This window comes from Streptomyces sp. NPDC097619, assembly GCF_040302735.1.
Lineage (GTDB): Bacteria > Actinomycetota > Actinomycetes > Streptomycetales > Streptomycetaceae > Streptomyces.
Window position 1 is genome coordinate 1 of sequence record NZ_JBEOSD010000181.1, and the last position, 15,022, is coordinate 15,022.

Below are 15,022 nucleotides of genomic sequence, written 5' to 3' on the forward strand. Positions count from 1 at the left end.
GGGGGGGGGGGGGGGGGGCGCGCGGCGGGGCCGCCGGAAGACCGTTCGTCCCGTGCGACCGTACGACCCGTACGACCGAGGAGCAGACAGGCATGACGGTGGACGTCCCCCAGCTGGTGGCCCAGGCCCGCGAAGGCCGGCCCAGGGCGGTGGCCCGGCTGATCTCACTGGTGGAGGGGGCCTCCCCGCAGCTGCGCGAGGTGATGGCCGCCCTGGCCCCGCTGGCCGGGAACGCCTACGTGGTGGGGCTGACCGGTTCCCCCGGCGTCGGCAAGTCCACCTCCACCTCGGCGCTGGTCACGGCCTACCGCAAGGCCGGGAAGCGGGTCGGTGTGCTCGCGGTGGACCCGTCCTCGCCGTTCTCGGGCGGGGCGCTGCTCGGGGACCGGGTGCGAATGTCGGAGCACTCCTCGGACCCCGGGGTGTACATCCGCTCCATGGCCACCCGCGGTCACCTGGGCGGCCTGGCCTGGGCCGCCCCGCAGGCCATCCGGGTGCTGGACGGGGCCGGCTGCGACGTGATCCTGGTGGAGACCGTCGGCGTGGGCCAGTCCGAGGTGGAGATCGCCTCGCAGGCCGACACCTCGGTGGTGCTGCTGGCCCCCGGCATGGGGGACGGCATCCAGGCCGCCAAGGCCGGGATCCTGGAGATCGGCGACGTGTACGTGGTGAACAAGGCCGACCGGGACGGGGCGGACGCCACGGCCCGCGAGCTGAACCACATGCTGGGGCTGGGCGAGGCCCGCGGGCCCGCGGACTGGCGGCCCCCGATCGTGAAGACGGTCGCGGCCCGCGCCCAGGGCATCGACGAGGTGGTCGAGGCGCTGGAGAAGCACCGGGCGTGGATGGAGGAGCACGGAGTGCTCGCCGCCCGGCGGGCCGCCCGGGCCGCCCACGAGATCGAGACCATCGCGGTGACCGCGCTGCGGTCGCGGATCGGCGGGCTCGGCGGGGACACGAGGCTGGGAGCGCTGGCGGAGCGGGTCGTGGCGGGGGCGACGGACCCGTACGCGGCGGCGGACGAGCTGCTCTCGCAGCTGACCGGGTCGTAGCCCAAGGTTCCCGTGGGGGCCGGGGTGGGGCCCGGGTGGGTTGCCCGTGGCGTTCGGCTGCCCGTTGTCGTGGGCTGTTCGCGCAGTTCCCCGCGCCCCTGGGTGGGTTCCCGTGCGGCTTGGCCGCGGGTCCTCGGGTGGGGCCTGGGTGGTTCCGTGGCGTTCGGCTGCGGGCCGGGGTGGGCTGTTCGCGCAGTTCCCCGCGCCCCTGGCGGGGCGTCTTCGGCCGGGTGTGCCGGAGGGGCGGAGCCGGGTTCGGCTCCGCCCCTCCGGGTGGCCTAGGTGTTGGGGCGCTTCCCGTGGTTCGCGCCCTTCTTCTTGCGGGCCCGTCGCTTGTTGCCGCGCTTCGACATGGCGTACATCTCCCTCATCCGGGGACATTCGGGGCGTACGCCAGTCTAGGTTCGCCGCCCCGATCACGCCTCGTCGCGCGCGACCGCGCGCATCCGCTCAGATCTTGCCGCGGCTGCTGCGCAGCTGCTCCGCCACCGGCTTGAGCGAGGCGTGCATCGAGGTGAGGGCCTCGGGGCTCAGCATGTCGATGAAGTACTTGCGGACGGAGGCCACGTGGAACGGGGCCACCTTCCGCATGGTCTCCATGCCCTGGTCGGTGAGGACCGCGTACAGCCCGCGCCGGTCGGACTCGCAGTTCACGCGGGTCACCAGCCCCGCCGACTCCATCCGGGTGATCTGGTGGGACAGTCGGCTCTTCGACTGGAGGGTGGAGGTCGCGAGGTCGCTCATCCGCATCCGGTGCCCCTCGGACTCGGAGAGGTTCACGAGGATCTCGTAGTCGTTGAACGTCAGGCCGAACGGCTGGAGGTCCTTCTCCATCTGGTACGTCAGCAGCCGCTGGACGTCCAGGTAGGTGCGCCAGGCGCACTGCTCCGCATCGTCGAGCCAACGCGTGGCCGTCTCGGTCTCCATATGAGAACTCTACCCTAAGATGTTGAATTTCGTACAAAACTGAACGGTCCGGCCCCCGCCGCCCCCCGGAGGGGAGCGGTCACAGGCCGAAGCGGCGCTGGAGGTCGCCCAGCTGCCCGGGCATCCGCGGGATGCCCTGCTGGCCGGCCGGCTGCCCGTGCGGGGCGTGCCCCGGTCCGGGCACCCCCGCACCCGCGTGGACCGCGCCCACCGGCTGCTCGGCCATGAGCACCTCGGAGGACTGGAGCAGCACCGTGCCGGCGCCGACGAACTCGAACTGGTGCTCCTCGCCCGAGGTGCCCCCGATGCCCGTCAGCTGGCGCAGCCCGCCCATGACCCCCTGCATGTACCCGTGGTCGTAGTGGTGGCACGGCGAGGGGCAGTCCGCCCAGCCCACCAGTGCCTGCGGGTCCACCCGCAGCGGCGGCTCCATGAACACCACCGGTCCGTTGGACGCCGCCACGAACTTGCCGGTTCCGATCAGCGTCAGGAATCCCGGCACGATCGACTGCTTGAGCGCCAGGGTGGGCTCGTAGGCGAGGAGGTTCCCGGACCGGATGGTCAGGTTGCCCTCGTCCAGGTCGTACGAGTTCACGTCGAAGGCGCGGTCGGCCAGCAGCATCTTGCCCTGGCCCTCGGCCACCACCCAGTCCGCGGCGTGCAGGGGGGAGTGGAAGCTGGTCCGCAGCAGCCGCTCGAAGCGGCCGTGGCCGATCCCGTTGAACTCGATGCGCCCGTAGTAGGCGATCATCTTGCCCTTCTGCAGGAACCACTGGGAGCCCTTGAGCTCCACGCAGAAGGTGTACGGGTTGACGTTGTCGTCCGAGGGCAGCGAGTACGGGTCCAGGACGGTCGGACCGCCGGGGCCGCCCGGACCGCCGAAACCGGGCCCGGGACCGTAGGAGGGTGCGGGTCCGTAGTTCACAGCTTCTCCTCCGAGGCCTGGACGTACACGGCTCCGTGCCCGGACAGCTCCAGCTGGAACGCCTCGCCCGAGCCGCGCCCCACCATGTCCCGCCAGCCGAGCGCGGTGGAGAGCTTGTTCCGTACGTCGCCGTGGTGGGCCACGTACGCCTGCGGGTCCACGTGGACCGGCCGGTTGGGGGTGATGGGGAGTTCGATGACCCCGCCGTGGGCCATCACGGCGACCGCGCCGTGGCCCTTGAGGGTGGTGGTGAACAGGCCCTGCCCGGTCACCTGGCCGCGCACCATGCCCATGACCCCGCCCTGCGAGCCCATGAACATGGTGCCCTGCTGGAGGGAGCCGTCGAAGGCGAGGAGGCGGTCCGCCTCCACGTACAGGGTGTCGCCCTGGAGGGCGATCACCTGGATGTGGTGGCCGCCGTGGCCGAACATCACGGTGCCCTGGCCCTCGACGGTCATCAGCGGGGTCTGCTCGTTCGCCACCCGGCGCCCGATCATGCCCATGACCCCGCCCTGGCCGCCCGTGAGGTCCGGGGTGAAGGAGACCTGCCCGCGGTAGGCGATCATGGCCCCCCGCTGGCTGTACACCTTCTGCCCCGGCACCAGCTGCGCCTCGATCATCTTGGAGTTGATCTCGCGGAACGGCATCAGACGTCACCGCCGATCGTGTTGCGCTCGCTGGGCTGCACGTAGACCAGGCCCTCGCCCTCGAAGCGGATCTGGAAGGACTCGCCGGAGCCCTCGCCGATCAGGGTGCGGAAGTTCACCCCGGACTGGAAGTGCTGCTGGAGGTTGCCGGTGTGCGCGATGTACGCGCCCGGGTCCACCGAGAGCGGGTACTGGGCGCTGACCCGCAGCACCACGGCCGGCCCGTCGGACATGATCGCGGCCTGGCCGCTGCCCTCGACGGTGGTGGTGAAGAGGCCGTTGCCGGTCGCTCCGCCCCGCAGGCCGGTGAAGGTGGTGCCGGTGCGCAGCCCGGCGTCGGTGCACAGCAGGTTGCTGGACTCGACGTAGAGCTTCTCGCCGTTGAGGTTGACGAGGTTGATCTCGCTCGCGCGGTCGGCGAAGAAGCAGGTGCCGTGCCCCTGCACCTCCATGACCGTCATCTGTTCGCCGGTGAGGCGCCGCGTCACCATGCCGCGGATGCCCTCACCGCCGCCGGACATCTTCTTGAAGGACATCTGCCCGTCGTACGCGACCATCGAGCCGTTCTTCGCTTTCACGGCGTCGCCGGTCAGGTCGACGGCGAGCACTTTGCTGCCTTGGAGTCGGAACTGAGCCACGGAGGAGACGTTAGTGGGCCCCGGCGCCCCCGAACAGGGCTCTGTGACCGATATCCGCCCCCCTGGTCCGCCCCGTCCCGTCGAACCGGACCCCCGGGTCAAGATCGGGTAAACCGGCGGGGACAATGGAGCCACGCACCAGCCCCCGGCCCGAAGGTTCCCCGTGGACATCAAGACCGCTTCCGCCCTGCACCGACTGCGCCTGATCTCGATCCCGGAGGCGCTGTCCTTCCCGGCGCTGCTGATCTTCGGTTCGCTGCTCAGCCGGATCTCCGACATCGACTACCTGATGCCGCCGCTGGGCGCCCTGCACGGCCTGCTCTTCGTGATCTACGCGGTCTTCCTGCTCGACGTGTGGAACAAGGCGAAGTGGCCCTTCAAGAAGGTCGCCCTGTTCTTCTTCCTCGCGGTGATCCCCTTCGGCGGGCTGTACGGCGACAAGATCCTGAAGCGGGACGAGGCCGCGAGCGTGGCCGCCGCCGGCGGTACCGCCAAGGAAGGGGCCGTGGCGTGATCGTCGCGTTCTCCGTGACCCCGCTCGGGGTGGGCGAGGAGGTCGGCGCGTACGTGGCCGACGCCGTCCGCGTGGTCCGCGAGTCCGGGCTGCCGCACCGCACCGACGCCATGTTCACCTCCGTGGAGGGGGAGGACTGGGACCAGGTGATGGACGTGGTCAAGCGGGCCGTGGCCGCCGTGGAGGCGCGTGCCCCGCGGGTCTCCGTGGTCATGAAGGTGGACATCCGCCCCGGCGTCACCGACGGCCTCACCTCCAAGCCGGCCACCGTGGAGCGCCACCTCGCCGAGGGCTGAGCCCCTCGCCCCTCGCGTCTTCGTACCGCGCCCCGTTCCGGCGCGAACCGTCCGTACCGTGCGGCCGTCGTCCCCCTCGGGGGCGGCGGCCGCATGCGTTCCCCCGGGCCCTCGCCCCGCCTCCGCCGGTCCGCCGGGCCGGCACTGATTGCCCGTCGGGCCGGACTGCGCTAGCCGGTTCCCGCGCCGGCCCGCGGTGCCCCCGGTTCCCCGCCCGCGGCGGCCGGCGCGCCCCCGCCCGGCCCCTCCCCGCGGTGCCCTCCGCCGCCCCCGTACCGGCTCCGCCGTCGGCCGCGTCCCCCGGACGGCGGGTGCGGGGCCCGGTCGCCGGGGATCCCTCGCTCGGCCGATCCCGGATCGACACGCCCTAATTTGTCCACTTTTGTGGGGGTATCAACTATCGGGTTCGAGCTCTGGAGGGACCGTGCGGCCGGAAGGCTACGACTACGAGACCCACAGCCGTCTCGCCGGCCCGCTCAGGGAGCCGGAGGCAACCGGGTACCGGGTGCAGTACCGCTCCCTGCTGTCGAAGGAGCCGCACCGAATACGAGCCGTCGCCCTGATGGCGCTCGCACCGGTGGCCGCCGCGGGACTGCTGCTCTACCTGGTGTGGCCCACGCACTGGACGGTCCGCGAGGGCGGGGACGCCTGGTTGGTCCGCTTCGACACCGTGATGCTGGTGTCGATCGCCCTGATCATGTTCTTCATGCTGGTCAACGTGGCCTCCATCGCGCACGCCACGATGGTCGCCCGGGACCCGATCCCGGTGACCCCCGAGCCCGGCACCAAGGTGGCCTTCCTGACCACCTACGTCCCCGGCAAGGAACCCCTCGGCATGGTCCGCGCCACCCTGGAGGGGGCCCTGCGGATCCGGCACGACGGGGAGCTCGACGTCTGGCTCCTCGACGAGGGGGACGACCCCCTCGCCCGCGCCCTCTGCGCCGAACTCGGCGTCCGCCACTTCACGCGCAAGGGCGTCCCCGAGTGGAACCGCGACAAGGGCCCGCACCGCGCGAAGACCAAGCACGGCAACTACAACGCCTGGCTGGCCATGCACGGCGACGACTACGAGTACTTCGCCTCCGTGGACACCGACCACGTGCCGCTGCCGGAATACCTGGAGCGGATGCTCGGCTACTTCCGCGACCCGGACGTCGCCTTCGTCGTCGGCCCGCAGGTGTACGGCAACTACACCGAGTCCGTCACCAAGGCCGCCGAATCCCAGCAGTACCTCTTCCACGCCCTGATCCAGCGCGCGGGCAACCGGTACGGCGCCCCCATGTTCGTCGGCACCAACAACGCCGTCAGGATCAGCGCCCTCAAGGCCGTGGGCGGCCTGTACGACTCCATCACGGAGGACATGGCCACCGGTTTCGAGCTGCACCGCCGCCGCAACCCCGGCACCGGCCGCTTCTGGCGCTCGGTCTACACCCCGGACGTGCTCGCGGTGGGGGAGGGGCCGTCCTCCTGGACGGACTTCTTCACCCAGCAGCTGCGCTGGTCCCGCGGGACGTACGAGACCCTCATCAAGCAGTACTGGAAGAGCCTCTTCCGGATGCCCCCGGGGCGCTGGCTCAACTACACGCTGATGCTGGTCTACTACCCGATGACCGCCGTCAACTGGCTCCTGGGCATCCTCAGCTGCGTGCTGTTCCTCTGGCTCGGCGCCTCCGGCACCCAGGTCTCGCCCTCGATCTGGCTGATGCTCTACAGCGACGCGGCCGCCCTCCAGATCGGCCTCTACCTCTGGAACCGGCGCCACAACGTCTCCCCGCACGAGCCCGAGGGCTCCGGCGGCCTGGCCGGCATGGCGATGTCCGCGGTCTGCGCCCCGGTCTACCTCCGCTCCCTGGGCTCCGCCGTCCTGCGGACCCGCGGCTCCTTCGTGGTCACCCCCAAGGGGGACGGGGCCAGCCCGGACCGGCTCTCCACCTTCCGCATCCACCTGTTCTGGGTGGCGGTGCTGGTGGTGTCCCTGTTCGCCTCGGTCCGCTACGACCACACCCACGCCGCCATGCGGACCTGGGCCGTCCTCGCCCTGGTGATCGCGCTCGCACCGGTGGCGGTCTGGGCCGCCGGACTCTGGCGGGAACGCCGCGGCCGGGCCCGCGCCGGCATCACCGCCACCCCCGCCCCGGCCCTCGCCTCGGGCGGCACCGGGGACGAGCCGGAGCCCGCGTTCGCCACGACGACCGGAGGGAACTGAGCCATGGCCTACCGGCCCTCGAAGAAACTCAAGAAGACCGCCCTCGGGGCGGGCGCCGTGGTGGTCCTCGTCGGACTCAACGCCCCCGCCGCCCTCTCCTTCGCGGAGGACCGCTACCACTCGTACAAGATCGGCCAGGGCAGCTACAAGATCCAGTACGGCTCCTGGTCCATGGTCGGCATGCCGCGGGAGTTCCGGGTCAACGCCATGCACGCGGCCCTCCTGCACACCGGCAAGGTGCTGCTGATCGCCGGCTCCGGCAACAACCAGAAGAACTTCGACAAGGGCACCTTCGACACCATCCTCTGGGACCCGTCGAACGACACCTTCAAGAAGATCCCCACGCCCGAGGACTTCTTCTGCGCCGGCCACTCCCAGCTCCCCGACGGCCGCCTCCTGGTGGCGGGCGGCACCGCCCGCTACGAGGTCCTCGACGGCAAGGTCACCCGGGCCGGCGGCGGCATGCGCGTCAAGAACGAGAACCCCGACAAGCCCGTCCACCTCAAGAAGGGCACCGTCTTCCGCTCCCCCTCGGGGGTGGAGTACGTCGCCCGCTTCGACGTCACCGTGCCCAAGGCCAAGCGCGAGTTCGACATCGGCTACTCCAAGAGCGGCCGCATGCTGCCCTGGAAGACCACCGTCAAGGCGGCCGAGGCCCGGGTGTTCGTCGAGGCCGCGGTGGACGGCCCCGGGGGCCTCACCACGCAGGCCGCCCAGTACGAGGTGGTCGGCCTCACCGGCAAGGACGCCGACGACGTGTACGGCCTCGCCGAACGCATCAGCGTGGACAAGCAGGACTTCCAGGGGATCAAGGCCGCCTACGAGTTCGACCCCCGGGCGGAGAAGTACATCCCCGTCGACCCCATGGCCGACGCCCGCTGGTACCCCACCCTGGTCACCCTCCAGGACGGGCGGGTGCTCGCCGTCTCCGGCCTCAACGACGTCGGCGACGTGGTGCCCGGGGACAACGAGATCTACGACCCCCGCACCAAGAAGTGGACCAAGGGACCCTTCCGCTATTTCCCCACCTACCCCGCGCTCTTCCTCACCAAGGGCGGCAAGCTCCTCTACACCGGCTCCAACGCCGGCTACGGGCCCGCCGAGAAGGGGCGCGAACCCGGCCTGTGGGATATCAAGACCAACAAGTTCACGAAGCTCGACGGGCTCACCGACCCCGACCAGCTGGAGACCTCCTCCTCGCTGCTGCTGCCCCCCGCCCAGGACCAGCGCCTGATGGTCCTCGGCGGCGGCGGCGTCGGCGAATCCCGCAAGGCCACCGCCCGCACCTCGATCATCGACCTCAAGGCCGCCGAACCCGTCTTCAAGGACGGCCCCCGGCTGCCCCAGGGCACCCGCTACCTCAGCTCGGTGATCCTGCCGGACGACTCCGTCTTCACCACCGGCGGCGCCTCCGACTACCGCGGGCGGGGCGCCACCGACATCCACAAGGCCCAGTTCTACTGGCCCAAGACCAACAGCTTCCTGGCCGCGGCGGCCCCCTCCGTCGGCCGCAACTACCACTCCGAGGCCCTGCTGCTGCCCGACGGACGGGTGGCCACCTTCGGCTCCGACCCCCTCTTCGCCGACAAGGACAACACCAAGCTCGGCAAGTTCGACACCCGCCTGGAGGTCTACACCCCGCCCTACCTGCACCGGGACCCGCAGCTGCGGCCCCGGCTCGGCGCCGGCCCCCAGGAGGTGGACCAGAACGGCCGGGCCACCTTCAGGACGGACCGGCCCGACCGGATCGAACGGGCCCGCCTGATGCGCCCCAGCGCCGTCACCCACACCACCGACGTGGAGCAGCGCTCCATCGAACTGGGCGTCAGCAAGGGCACCGACTCGGTGACCGTGGACGTGCCCGCCGACCCCTCCCTGGTCCCGCCCGGCTGGTACATGCTCTTCGTCACCGACGCCGACGGCACCCCGTCCGAGGCCAAGTGGATCCAGGTCAAGGCCAAGCCGGCCGGCTCGGACACGGACAACCGCAACAAGGCCCGACTGCGGCCCGGACTGTAGTCCGGCCCCGCGGCAGGACGCCCCGGCCCTCGGAGTTCAGGTCTCCGGGGGCCGGGGCGCGTCCTGGGTGCGCGCCGGTGGGCGGGCGCGCGGGCGGCGGTCAGTCGCGGGCGCGGCGGGCCAGGCCGAGGGCGTAGTCGGGCCACCAGGTGCCCGCCGAGGGGCCGCCCCGGCACTGGCCGTCCGATTCGCCGGGCCGCTTGATCCACAGGTAGGCGTCCACGAGGGCGTCCCCGGTGCGGTCGGTGGGCGGCGCCCCCAGGGCCCGGCCCGGCGGGTTGCACCAGGTCTGGCCCCGGTCCCCGGGCAGCGGGCCGTCCCCGTTCCGGCTGGTGTCGATCACGAAGTGCTTGCCGCCGGTCGCCTTCGACAGCTTCGCCCCGTAGGCCCGCCCCGCCGAGTCGGGCTGGAAGTTGGAGACGTTCAGCGAGAAGCCGTCCGCCCGCTCCAGCCCGGCCCTGAACAGCGGTTCCGCGAGGTCCGAGGCGTTCGGGATCCAGGCCGGGTTCCCCGCGTCGATGTACACCCGCGTGTTCGGCTGCCGCTTCAGCCGGTCCACCGCCTCCGACAGCAGCCGGTAGCGCTCGCCGTGGTGGTCGGCCTGGGTGCAGCCGTCGATGATGTGCGGGACGGCGTCCGGCTCCAGGATCACGATCGCGCGGGCGTCGCCGATGTTGTCGGCGAAGGCGCCGATCCAGCGCCGGTACGCGGCCGCGTCCGGGGCCCCGCCCGCCGAGTGCTGTCCGCAGTCGCGGAAGGGGATGTTGTAGGCGGTCAGCACCACCGTCTTGCCCGCCGCCTTCGAGGCCGTGACGGCCCGGCGGATCTCCGGCCCCGGATCGTCCCCCGGCCCCCACAGGGCCATCGGCCGTTCCGAGATCCGGCGCAGCACCTGCGCGTCGCTGTTGCGGCCCTGCGCCTCCCACTGCGCCACCTGCCGGGCCGCGTCCGAGTGCGGGTCCACCCAGAACGGGGAGGCGGGCGGGGCGGAGGCCGCGACGGAGGAGGCCGCGGCCGGGGAGGCGGGCGGCTCGGCCCGCTCCGCGTCCCCGGACCCGGAACAGCCCGTGGCCAGGAGCAGCAGCGCGAGGCCGAGGACGACGGGTCGGTGCCGATGACTTCGGTGGCCGGACATCCGGGACCCCTCGGGACGGCTGGCTGGGACCGGGCCATCGTGGCATATCGGTGCATACCGCCCCGCTCTACGACACCCGGGGTCCCTCTGATGCCGGGCCCCCCGCCGCCGCCAGGGCGATGCCCAACGGGGTCCGCTCGTACCGCACCCGACGCCCCTGCCGGTGCGTCGTCAGCAGCCCCGCCCCCTCCAGCGCCTTCAGGTGCTCCGAGACCGAGGAGGCCGCCAGGCCCAGCCGCAGCGCCAGTTCCCCCGTGGCCGCCGGCTCGTCCAGGGCGCACAGCACGTCCGCCCGGGTCCGACCCAGCAGCCGGGCCAGCGCCCGCGGCGCCGGATCGCGGACCTCGCTCCACAGCGCGCCCACCCCACGGGCCGGGTAGGCCACCGTGGGCTGCCAGGGCGGATCGAACCCGCCCGCCACCTCCGGCCACACGAAGGCGCTGGGCAGCAGGACCAGCCCCTGCCCGCCCGGCTCCCGGTCGTGCCGACCCGGCCGGTGCAGCGTCAGGGTGGCCGTGGCCTCGTCCCAGGACAGGTCCGGGTGCAGCCCCGCGAACAGCCCGGCCAGGCCCTCCGCCGCCAACCTCCGGGTGTGGAAGGCCACGTCCGCCTCCAGCAGGGCCCGCAACCGCGGCCAGTGCGGCTCCACCAGGGCCCGCCAGGCCCGTTCGGTCAGGTCCGCCAGCTCATCCGCCGCCCGCAGCGGATCCGCCAGCATCGCCCGGCCCGCGGCGCTCTCCGCCGCCCCCGGCGTGCACCGCAGGGACCGCTCCAGATCCGCCCGGACCGCCGAGGGATCCGCGCACGCGGCGCGCACCCGTGCCATCTCCTCCGCGAAGGAGCCAGCCGCGGACCCCGGGGGCGGACACAGGAAGTCCGGGGTGTGCCCGCGCTGCGGCATCAGCAGCCACAGCGGACGCAGGTCCAGCCCCTCCGCGGCCTCCCGGATCCGCCGCAGCCAGGGCCGGTGGTACCCCAGCCGCTCCGGACGCCGCAGGGTGCGCACCGCCTCCTGGGTCTCCCAGCGCGGGGAGATCGCGAACCGGCAGCGCAGCAGATCGGCCTCGCCGAAGCGCAGGCGGAAGACCACGACACCTCCCGGAGACGGAGACGGAGACGGAGACGGAGACGGAGACGGAGACGGAGGCGGAGACGAGAGAGACGGAGACGGATCGGTCGGGGTGGGCCGGGTCGACCGCCCTGCGGCGCCCCCGATTCGGGCAGGGCCGAATCTATCCCCTCCGGCGGGCCCCGCCCCCAGGCTCGGCCCATGTCCCCGACCGCCCCGCCCCGCTCCGCCGGGTACCTCTCCACGCTCCGCGTCCGGGAGTTCCGGCCCGTCTTCGCCGCGCACCTGGCCTCCGTGCTGGGGCTCGTCGTGGCGGAGATCGCCCTCACCGTGCTCGTCTACCGGCTCACCGGATCGCCCTTCCTCAGCGCCCTCACCTTCGCCCTCGGGTTCCTGCCCCACCTCGTCGGGGGCACCCTGCTCGCCGCGCTCGCCGACCGGCTCCCGGCCCGCCGGGTCCTCGTCCTGTGCGACCTGCTCTGCGCCGCCTGCGCCGCCCTGATGGTGCTGCCCGGCACCCCCGTCGCCGTGCTCCTCGCCCTGCGCTGCGCGATGGCCTTCGTCGGGCCCCTCTTCCAGGGCACCCGCGCCGCCTCCCTCGCCGACATCCTCGGCGAGGGCGAGACCTACGTGCTGGGCCGCTCCCTGCTCCGCATCGTGGCCCAGACCGCGCAGCTCGCCGGGTTCGGGCTGGGCGGCCTGCTGCTGGTGGCGGTCCCCGCGCGCGGCGCCCTCGCCGTGACCGCGGCGACCTTCCTCGGTTCCGCCCTGCTGCTCCGCTTCGGCACCGTCGACCGCCCGGCCCGGTCCGCCGGCGGTCCCGGCGCGGGCTCCCCGCTCGCCGGGCTGCGCGCGGTGCTCGGCGATCCCCGGATCCGGGTGCTGACCCTGCTGTTCTGGCTGCCCCCGGTGTTCCTCGTGGTCCCCGAGGTGCTCATGACCCCCTACACCGAGTCCGTCGGCGCGGGCACCGTCGCCCTGGGCCTGCTGATGGCGGCCCTGCCCGCGGGCACCATCGCCGGCGAACTGTGGGCCGGTTCCGCGCTCGGGCCCCGCACCCGGGCCCGGCTCACCGTGCCGCTCGCCGCCGTCAGCCTGCTGCCGCTGCTCGGCTACGCGTTCCGGCCCTCCGTGGCCCCGCTCGCCGTGCTCCTGGTCGTCACCGGGCTGGCGCACGCCTACACGATCGGGCTCGATCAGGAGTACGTGGCCGCCGTCCCCGAGGAGCTGCGCGGCCGGGCCATGACCCTGCTCGGCACCGGCCTGATGACCCTCCAGGGCGCCGGCATGGCGCTGGCCGGACTGGCCGCCGAGCTGTGGCCCGTCCACCACGTGGTGACCGGGGCCGGGGTGCTGGGCACCGGGTGCGTGCTGCTCCTGCTGGTGCGGCTGCGGGCCACGGACCCCCGCCGGACCTCCCGGAGTGCGGGACCGAAGAGCGAGACGGAGCTGACCGGGATATGACCGGGCGGTAAGGTCTGCGGGGTGCCCAAGCCGTTGAGTCTCGCCTTCGACCCCATCGCCCGTGCCGAGGAGCTGTGGCAGCGCCGGTGGGGTCCCGTGCCCTCGATGGCGGCGATCACCTCGGTCATGCGGGCGCACCAGATCCTGCTCGGCGAGGTGGACGCGGTGGTGAAGCCGTACGGGCTCACCTTCGCCCGCTACGAGGCCCTGGTCCTGCTGACCTTCTCGCAGGCGGGGGAGCTGCCGATGTCGAAGATCGGCGAGCGGTTGATGGTGCACCCGACCTCGGTGACCAACACCGTGGACCGGCTGGTGAAGTCCGGACTGGTGGCCAAGCGCCCCAACCCCAACGACGGCCGGGGCACCCTCGCGACGATCACCGAGAAGGGCCGCGAGGTGGTCGAGGCCGCCACCAAGGACCTCATGGCGATGGACTTCGGCCTCGGCGCCTACGACACCGAGGAGTGCGCGGAGATCTTCGCCCTGCTCCGGCCGCTCCGGGTCGCCGCCGGGGACTTCGAGGAGCGGTAGCCCGGGTCAAGATCGCGCAAAACGGGCGGCTACCCTCTTCGCATGAAGAAGAGCGTGCTGACCAGGTACCGGGTGATGGCCTTCGCCACCGCGATCATGCTGCTGGTGCTGAGCACCTGCATGATCTTCAAGTACGGCTTCGACAAGGGGGCCGACGTCACCTTCGTGGTCTCGCAGCTCCACGGCGTGCTCTTCATGATCTACCTGGTCTTCGCCTTCGACCTCAGCTCCAAGGCCCGCTGGTCCTTCGGCAAGATGATCTGGGTGATGGTCTCCGGCACCATCCCGCTGGCCGCCTTCTTCGTGGAGAAGAAGGTCCGCGCCGAGGTGGAGCCCCTCCTGGAAGGGGCGGGCGGACCCGCCCCCCTCAAGGTCTGACCTGCCGCGGACGCCCCCGCCGTCCCCTCAGCCGCCCGACGGCGAGGGGGTGGCGGGGGCGTTCGACGTCCGGGCCGCCGGCGCCAGCCAGTACACGTGCCCCGGGCTCACGATCTCGGTGACCGCCCGCCCGAAGTAGGTCGTCGGCTCGTGGATCCCCTTCTGGACGTCGGTGTTGAGCAGCACCACCAACGTGGTCTCCGGGTCCTTCAGGTGCAGGGTCAGCGACTGGTACCCGGGCAGCGAGCCGTTGTGGCCGATCCACCCGTTGACGTCGAAGATCCCGAGGCCGTAGCCCGCCTGCCCGGAGACCGGCATCGGATGGGTCTTCAGCCGCTCCGCCTGCGTGGCCGGGGTCAGCAGGGTGCCGTTCGCGAGCACCGGCGCCCACTTCCGCAGGTCGTCCAGGGTGGAGATCATCGCCCCGGCCGTCCAGGCCCAGGAGGGGTTCCAGTCGGTGGCGACCTCCGTCTTCCCGGACGCGGTCTGGTTCGTGTAGCCCTGCGCGTGCGGGGACGGGAAGGCGCTGTCCAGGGGGAAGGAGGTCCGGGTCAGTCCGGCCTTCGCGACGACGTCCTCCTCGATGACCTCGTTCGCCGGCCGCCCGGTCGCCTTCTCGATCACCAGCCCCAGCAGCACCAGGTTGGTGTTGGAGTAGTTGAACTGCGCCCCCGGCTCGAAGAGCACCGGCTCGGCACTGTCGAAGGCGTACGTCAGGAGCTGCCGCGGGGTGAAGGAGCGCTCCGGGTTCGCCAGCAGGGCGTCGATGAAGGGGGCCTGCTCGGTGTAGCTGGTCAGGCCGCTGCGCATTTCGGCGAGCTGCCGCACGGTGATCCGGTCGCCGTTCGGGACCCCGTCGACGTACGTGCCGATCGGATCGTCCAGGCCCACCTTCCCCTGGTCCACGAGCTGCAGCACGGCCGTCACCGTGAAGGTCTTGGTCTCGCTGCCGATCCGGGAGTACACCCCGGTCTCCATCTTCTCCCCGGTGGCCTTGTCCGCGACGCCGAAGGCCCGCACGTACTCACCGCGGTCGGGGGTCCACACGCCCACGATCGCCCCCGGGGCCCCGCTCTCCCTCATGGCCTTCTCCACCGCGGCGTCCAGCCGTGCCGCCACGGCCGGAGTCAGCTCCGGCGCGGAGCAGGGTGGGCTCGTCGATGCCGAGCTCGTGGAGGGCGCGCAGGGCGCCGTCCACGAGGCCGTCCATGACCTTCTCGT

General features: G+C 72.3%; 16 protein-coding genes and 1 pseudogene. 8 read left to right on the forward strand and 9 right to left on the reverse strand.

The features are described from left to right. Positions 1-92 precede the first annotated feature (92 nt). Positions 93-1,052 carry a methylmalonyl Co-A mutase-associated GTPase MeaB gene (gene meaB / locus ABTZ17_RS32015; protein ID WP_352199293.1) on the forward strand — a complete coding sequence of 320 codons (960 nt, stop codon included), beginning with the start codon at positions 93-95 and terminating at the stop codon, positions 1,050-1,052. 278 nt (positions 1,053-1,330) lie between these two features. Here meaB and ABTZ17_RS36995 read toward each other — a convergent pair whose 3' ends face one another. The 5 genes from ABTZ17_RS36995 to ABTZ17_RS32035 all read right to left on the reverse strand — a co-directional run bounded on the left by ABTZ17_RS36995 (position 1,331) and on the right by ABTZ17_RS32035 (position 4,189). Then, positions 1,331-1,405, reverse strand: a complete 75-nt coding sequence (locus tag ABTZ17_RS36995; protein WP_372460710.1) for a 50S ribosomal protein bL37 — start codon at positions 1,403-1,405, stop codon at positions 1,331-1,333. A 97-nt stretch (positions 1,406-1,502) separates the two neighbouring features. Then, positions 1,503-1,979, reverse strand: a complete 477-nt coding sequence (locus ABTZ17_RS32020; RefSeq protein ID WP_352199294.1) for a MarR family winged helix-turn-helix transcriptional regulator — start codon at positions 1,977-1,979, stop codon at positions 1,503-1,505. Positions 1,980-2,058: 79 nt separating this feature from the next. After that, complete coding sequence (locus tag ABTZ17_RS32025; protein WP_352199307.1) at positions 2,059-2,826, reverse strand: AIM24 family protein; 768 nt, start codon at positions 2,824-2,826, stop codon at positions 2,059-2,061. A 74-nt stretch (positions 2,827-2,900) separates the two neighbouring features. Beyond that, the gene (locus ABTZ17_RS32030; protein WP_352199295.1) at positions 2,901-3,551 is read right to left on the reverse strand and encodes an AIM24 family protein; all 651 of its coding nucleotides are present in this window, start codon (positions 3,549-3,551) and stop codon (positions 2,901-2,903) included. Further along, the gene (locus ABTZ17_RS32035; RefSeq protein ID WP_352199296.1) at positions 3,551-4,189 is read right to left on the reverse strand and encodes an AIM24 family protein; all 639 of its coding nucleotides are present in this window, start codon (positions 4,187-4,189) and stop codon (positions 3,551-3,553) included. The genes ABTZ17_RS32030 and ABTZ17_RS32035 overlap by 1 nt, the downstream gene beginning before the upstream one ends. Before the next feature lie 163 nt (positions 4,190-4,352). Here ABTZ17_RS32035 and ABTZ17_RS32040 point away from each other — a divergent pair, with 163 nt between their 5' ends. The 4 genes from ABTZ17_RS32040 (at position 4,353) to glxA (ending at position 9,224) form a co-directional block, all read left to right on the forward strand. Further along, on the forward strand, positions 4,353-4,703 hold the full coding sequence (locus tag ABTZ17_RS32040) for a DUF3817 domain-containing protein (RefSeq protein ID WP_352199297.1): 351 nt from the start codon (positions 4,353-4,355) through the stop codon (positions 4,701-4,703). Continuing rightward, the gene (locus ABTZ17_RS32045; protein ID WP_352199298.1) at positions 4,700-4,999 is read left to right on the forward strand and encodes an MTH1187 family thiamine-binding protein; all 300 of its coding nucleotides are present in this window, start codon (positions 4,700-4,702) and stop codon (positions 4,997-4,999) included. The genes ABTZ17_RS32040 and ABTZ17_RS32045 overlap by 4 nt, the downstream gene beginning before the upstream one ends. Before the next feature lie 424 nt (positions 5,000-5,423). Continuing rightward, positions 5,424-7,205: a glycosyltransferase family 2 protein gene (locus ABTZ17_RS32050; protein ID WP_352199299.1), complete on the forward strand. Its 1,782-nt coding sequence runs from the start codon at positions 5,424-5,426 to the stop codon at positions 7,203-7,205. A 3-nt stretch (positions 7,206-7,208) separates the two neighbouring features. Continuing rightward, positions 7,209-9,224 (forward strand): radical copper oxidase GlxA, encoded by a 2,016-nt coding sequence (glxA, locus tag ABTZ17_RS32055; protein ID WP_352199300.1) that lies wholly within the window; start codon positions 7,209-7,211, stop codon positions 9,222-9,224. A 100-nt stretch (positions 9,225-9,324) separates the two neighbouring features. Here glxA and ABTZ17_RS32060 read toward each other — a convergent pair whose 3' ends face one another. Continuing rightward, positions 9,325-10,359, reverse strand: a complete 1,035-nt coding sequence (locus ABTZ17_RS32060) for a glycoside hydrolase family 6 protein (protein WP_352199301.1) — start codon at positions 10,357-10,359, stop codon at positions 9,325-9,327. A 67-nt stretch (positions 10,360-10,426) separates the two neighbouring features. After that, a complete protein-coding gene (locus tag ABTZ17_RS32065; RefSeq protein WP_352199302.1) occupies positions 10,427-11,449 on the reverse strand; it encodes an ArsR/SmtB family transcription factor in 1,023 nt (340 codons plus the stop codon). Between the two features lie 180 nt (positions 11,450-11,629). Here ABTZ17_RS32065 and ABTZ17_RS32070 point away from each other — a divergent pair, with 180 nt between their 5' ends. From ABTZ17_RS32070 to ABTZ17_RS32080, 3 genes are read left to right on the forward strand one after another with little or no spacing between them, the layout of a single operon-like run. Then, complete coding sequence (locus tag ABTZ17_RS32070) at positions 11,630-12,892, forward strand: MFS transporter (protein ID WP_352199303.1); 1,263 nt, start codon at positions 11,630-11,632, stop codon at positions 12,890-12,892. A 21-nt stretch (positions 12,893-12,913) separates the two neighbouring features. Beyond that, the gene (locus ABTZ17_RS32075) at positions 12,914-13,423 is read left to right on the forward strand and encodes a MarR family winged helix-turn-helix transcriptional regulator (protein ID WP_352199304.1); all 510 of its coding nucleotides are present in this window, start codon (positions 12,914-12,916) and stop codon (positions 13,421-13,423) included. Positions 13,424-13,465: 42 nt separating this feature from the next. Further along, entirely contained in the window at positions 13,466-13,801 is a 336-nt protein-coding gene (locus ABTZ17_RS32080; RefSeq protein ID WP_352199305.1) for a DUF3817 domain-containing protein, read from the forward strand. Between the two features lie 27 nt (positions 13,802-13,828). On the opposite strand, the gene ABTZ17_RS32085 is transcribed toward ABTZ17_RS32080, so the two are convergent. Next, positions 13,829-14,920, reverse strand: coding sequence for a serine hydrolase domain-containing protein (locus ABTZ17_RS32085; protein WP_352199306.1), 1,092 nt, complete (start codon positions 14,918-14,920; stop codon positions 13,829-13,831). A gap of 19 nt (positions 14,921-14,939) precedes the next feature. Next, a pseudogene (locus tag ABTZ17_RS32090) lies at positions 14,940-15,022 on the reverse strand (6,7-dimethyl-8-ribityllumazine synthase); the annotation flags it as partial.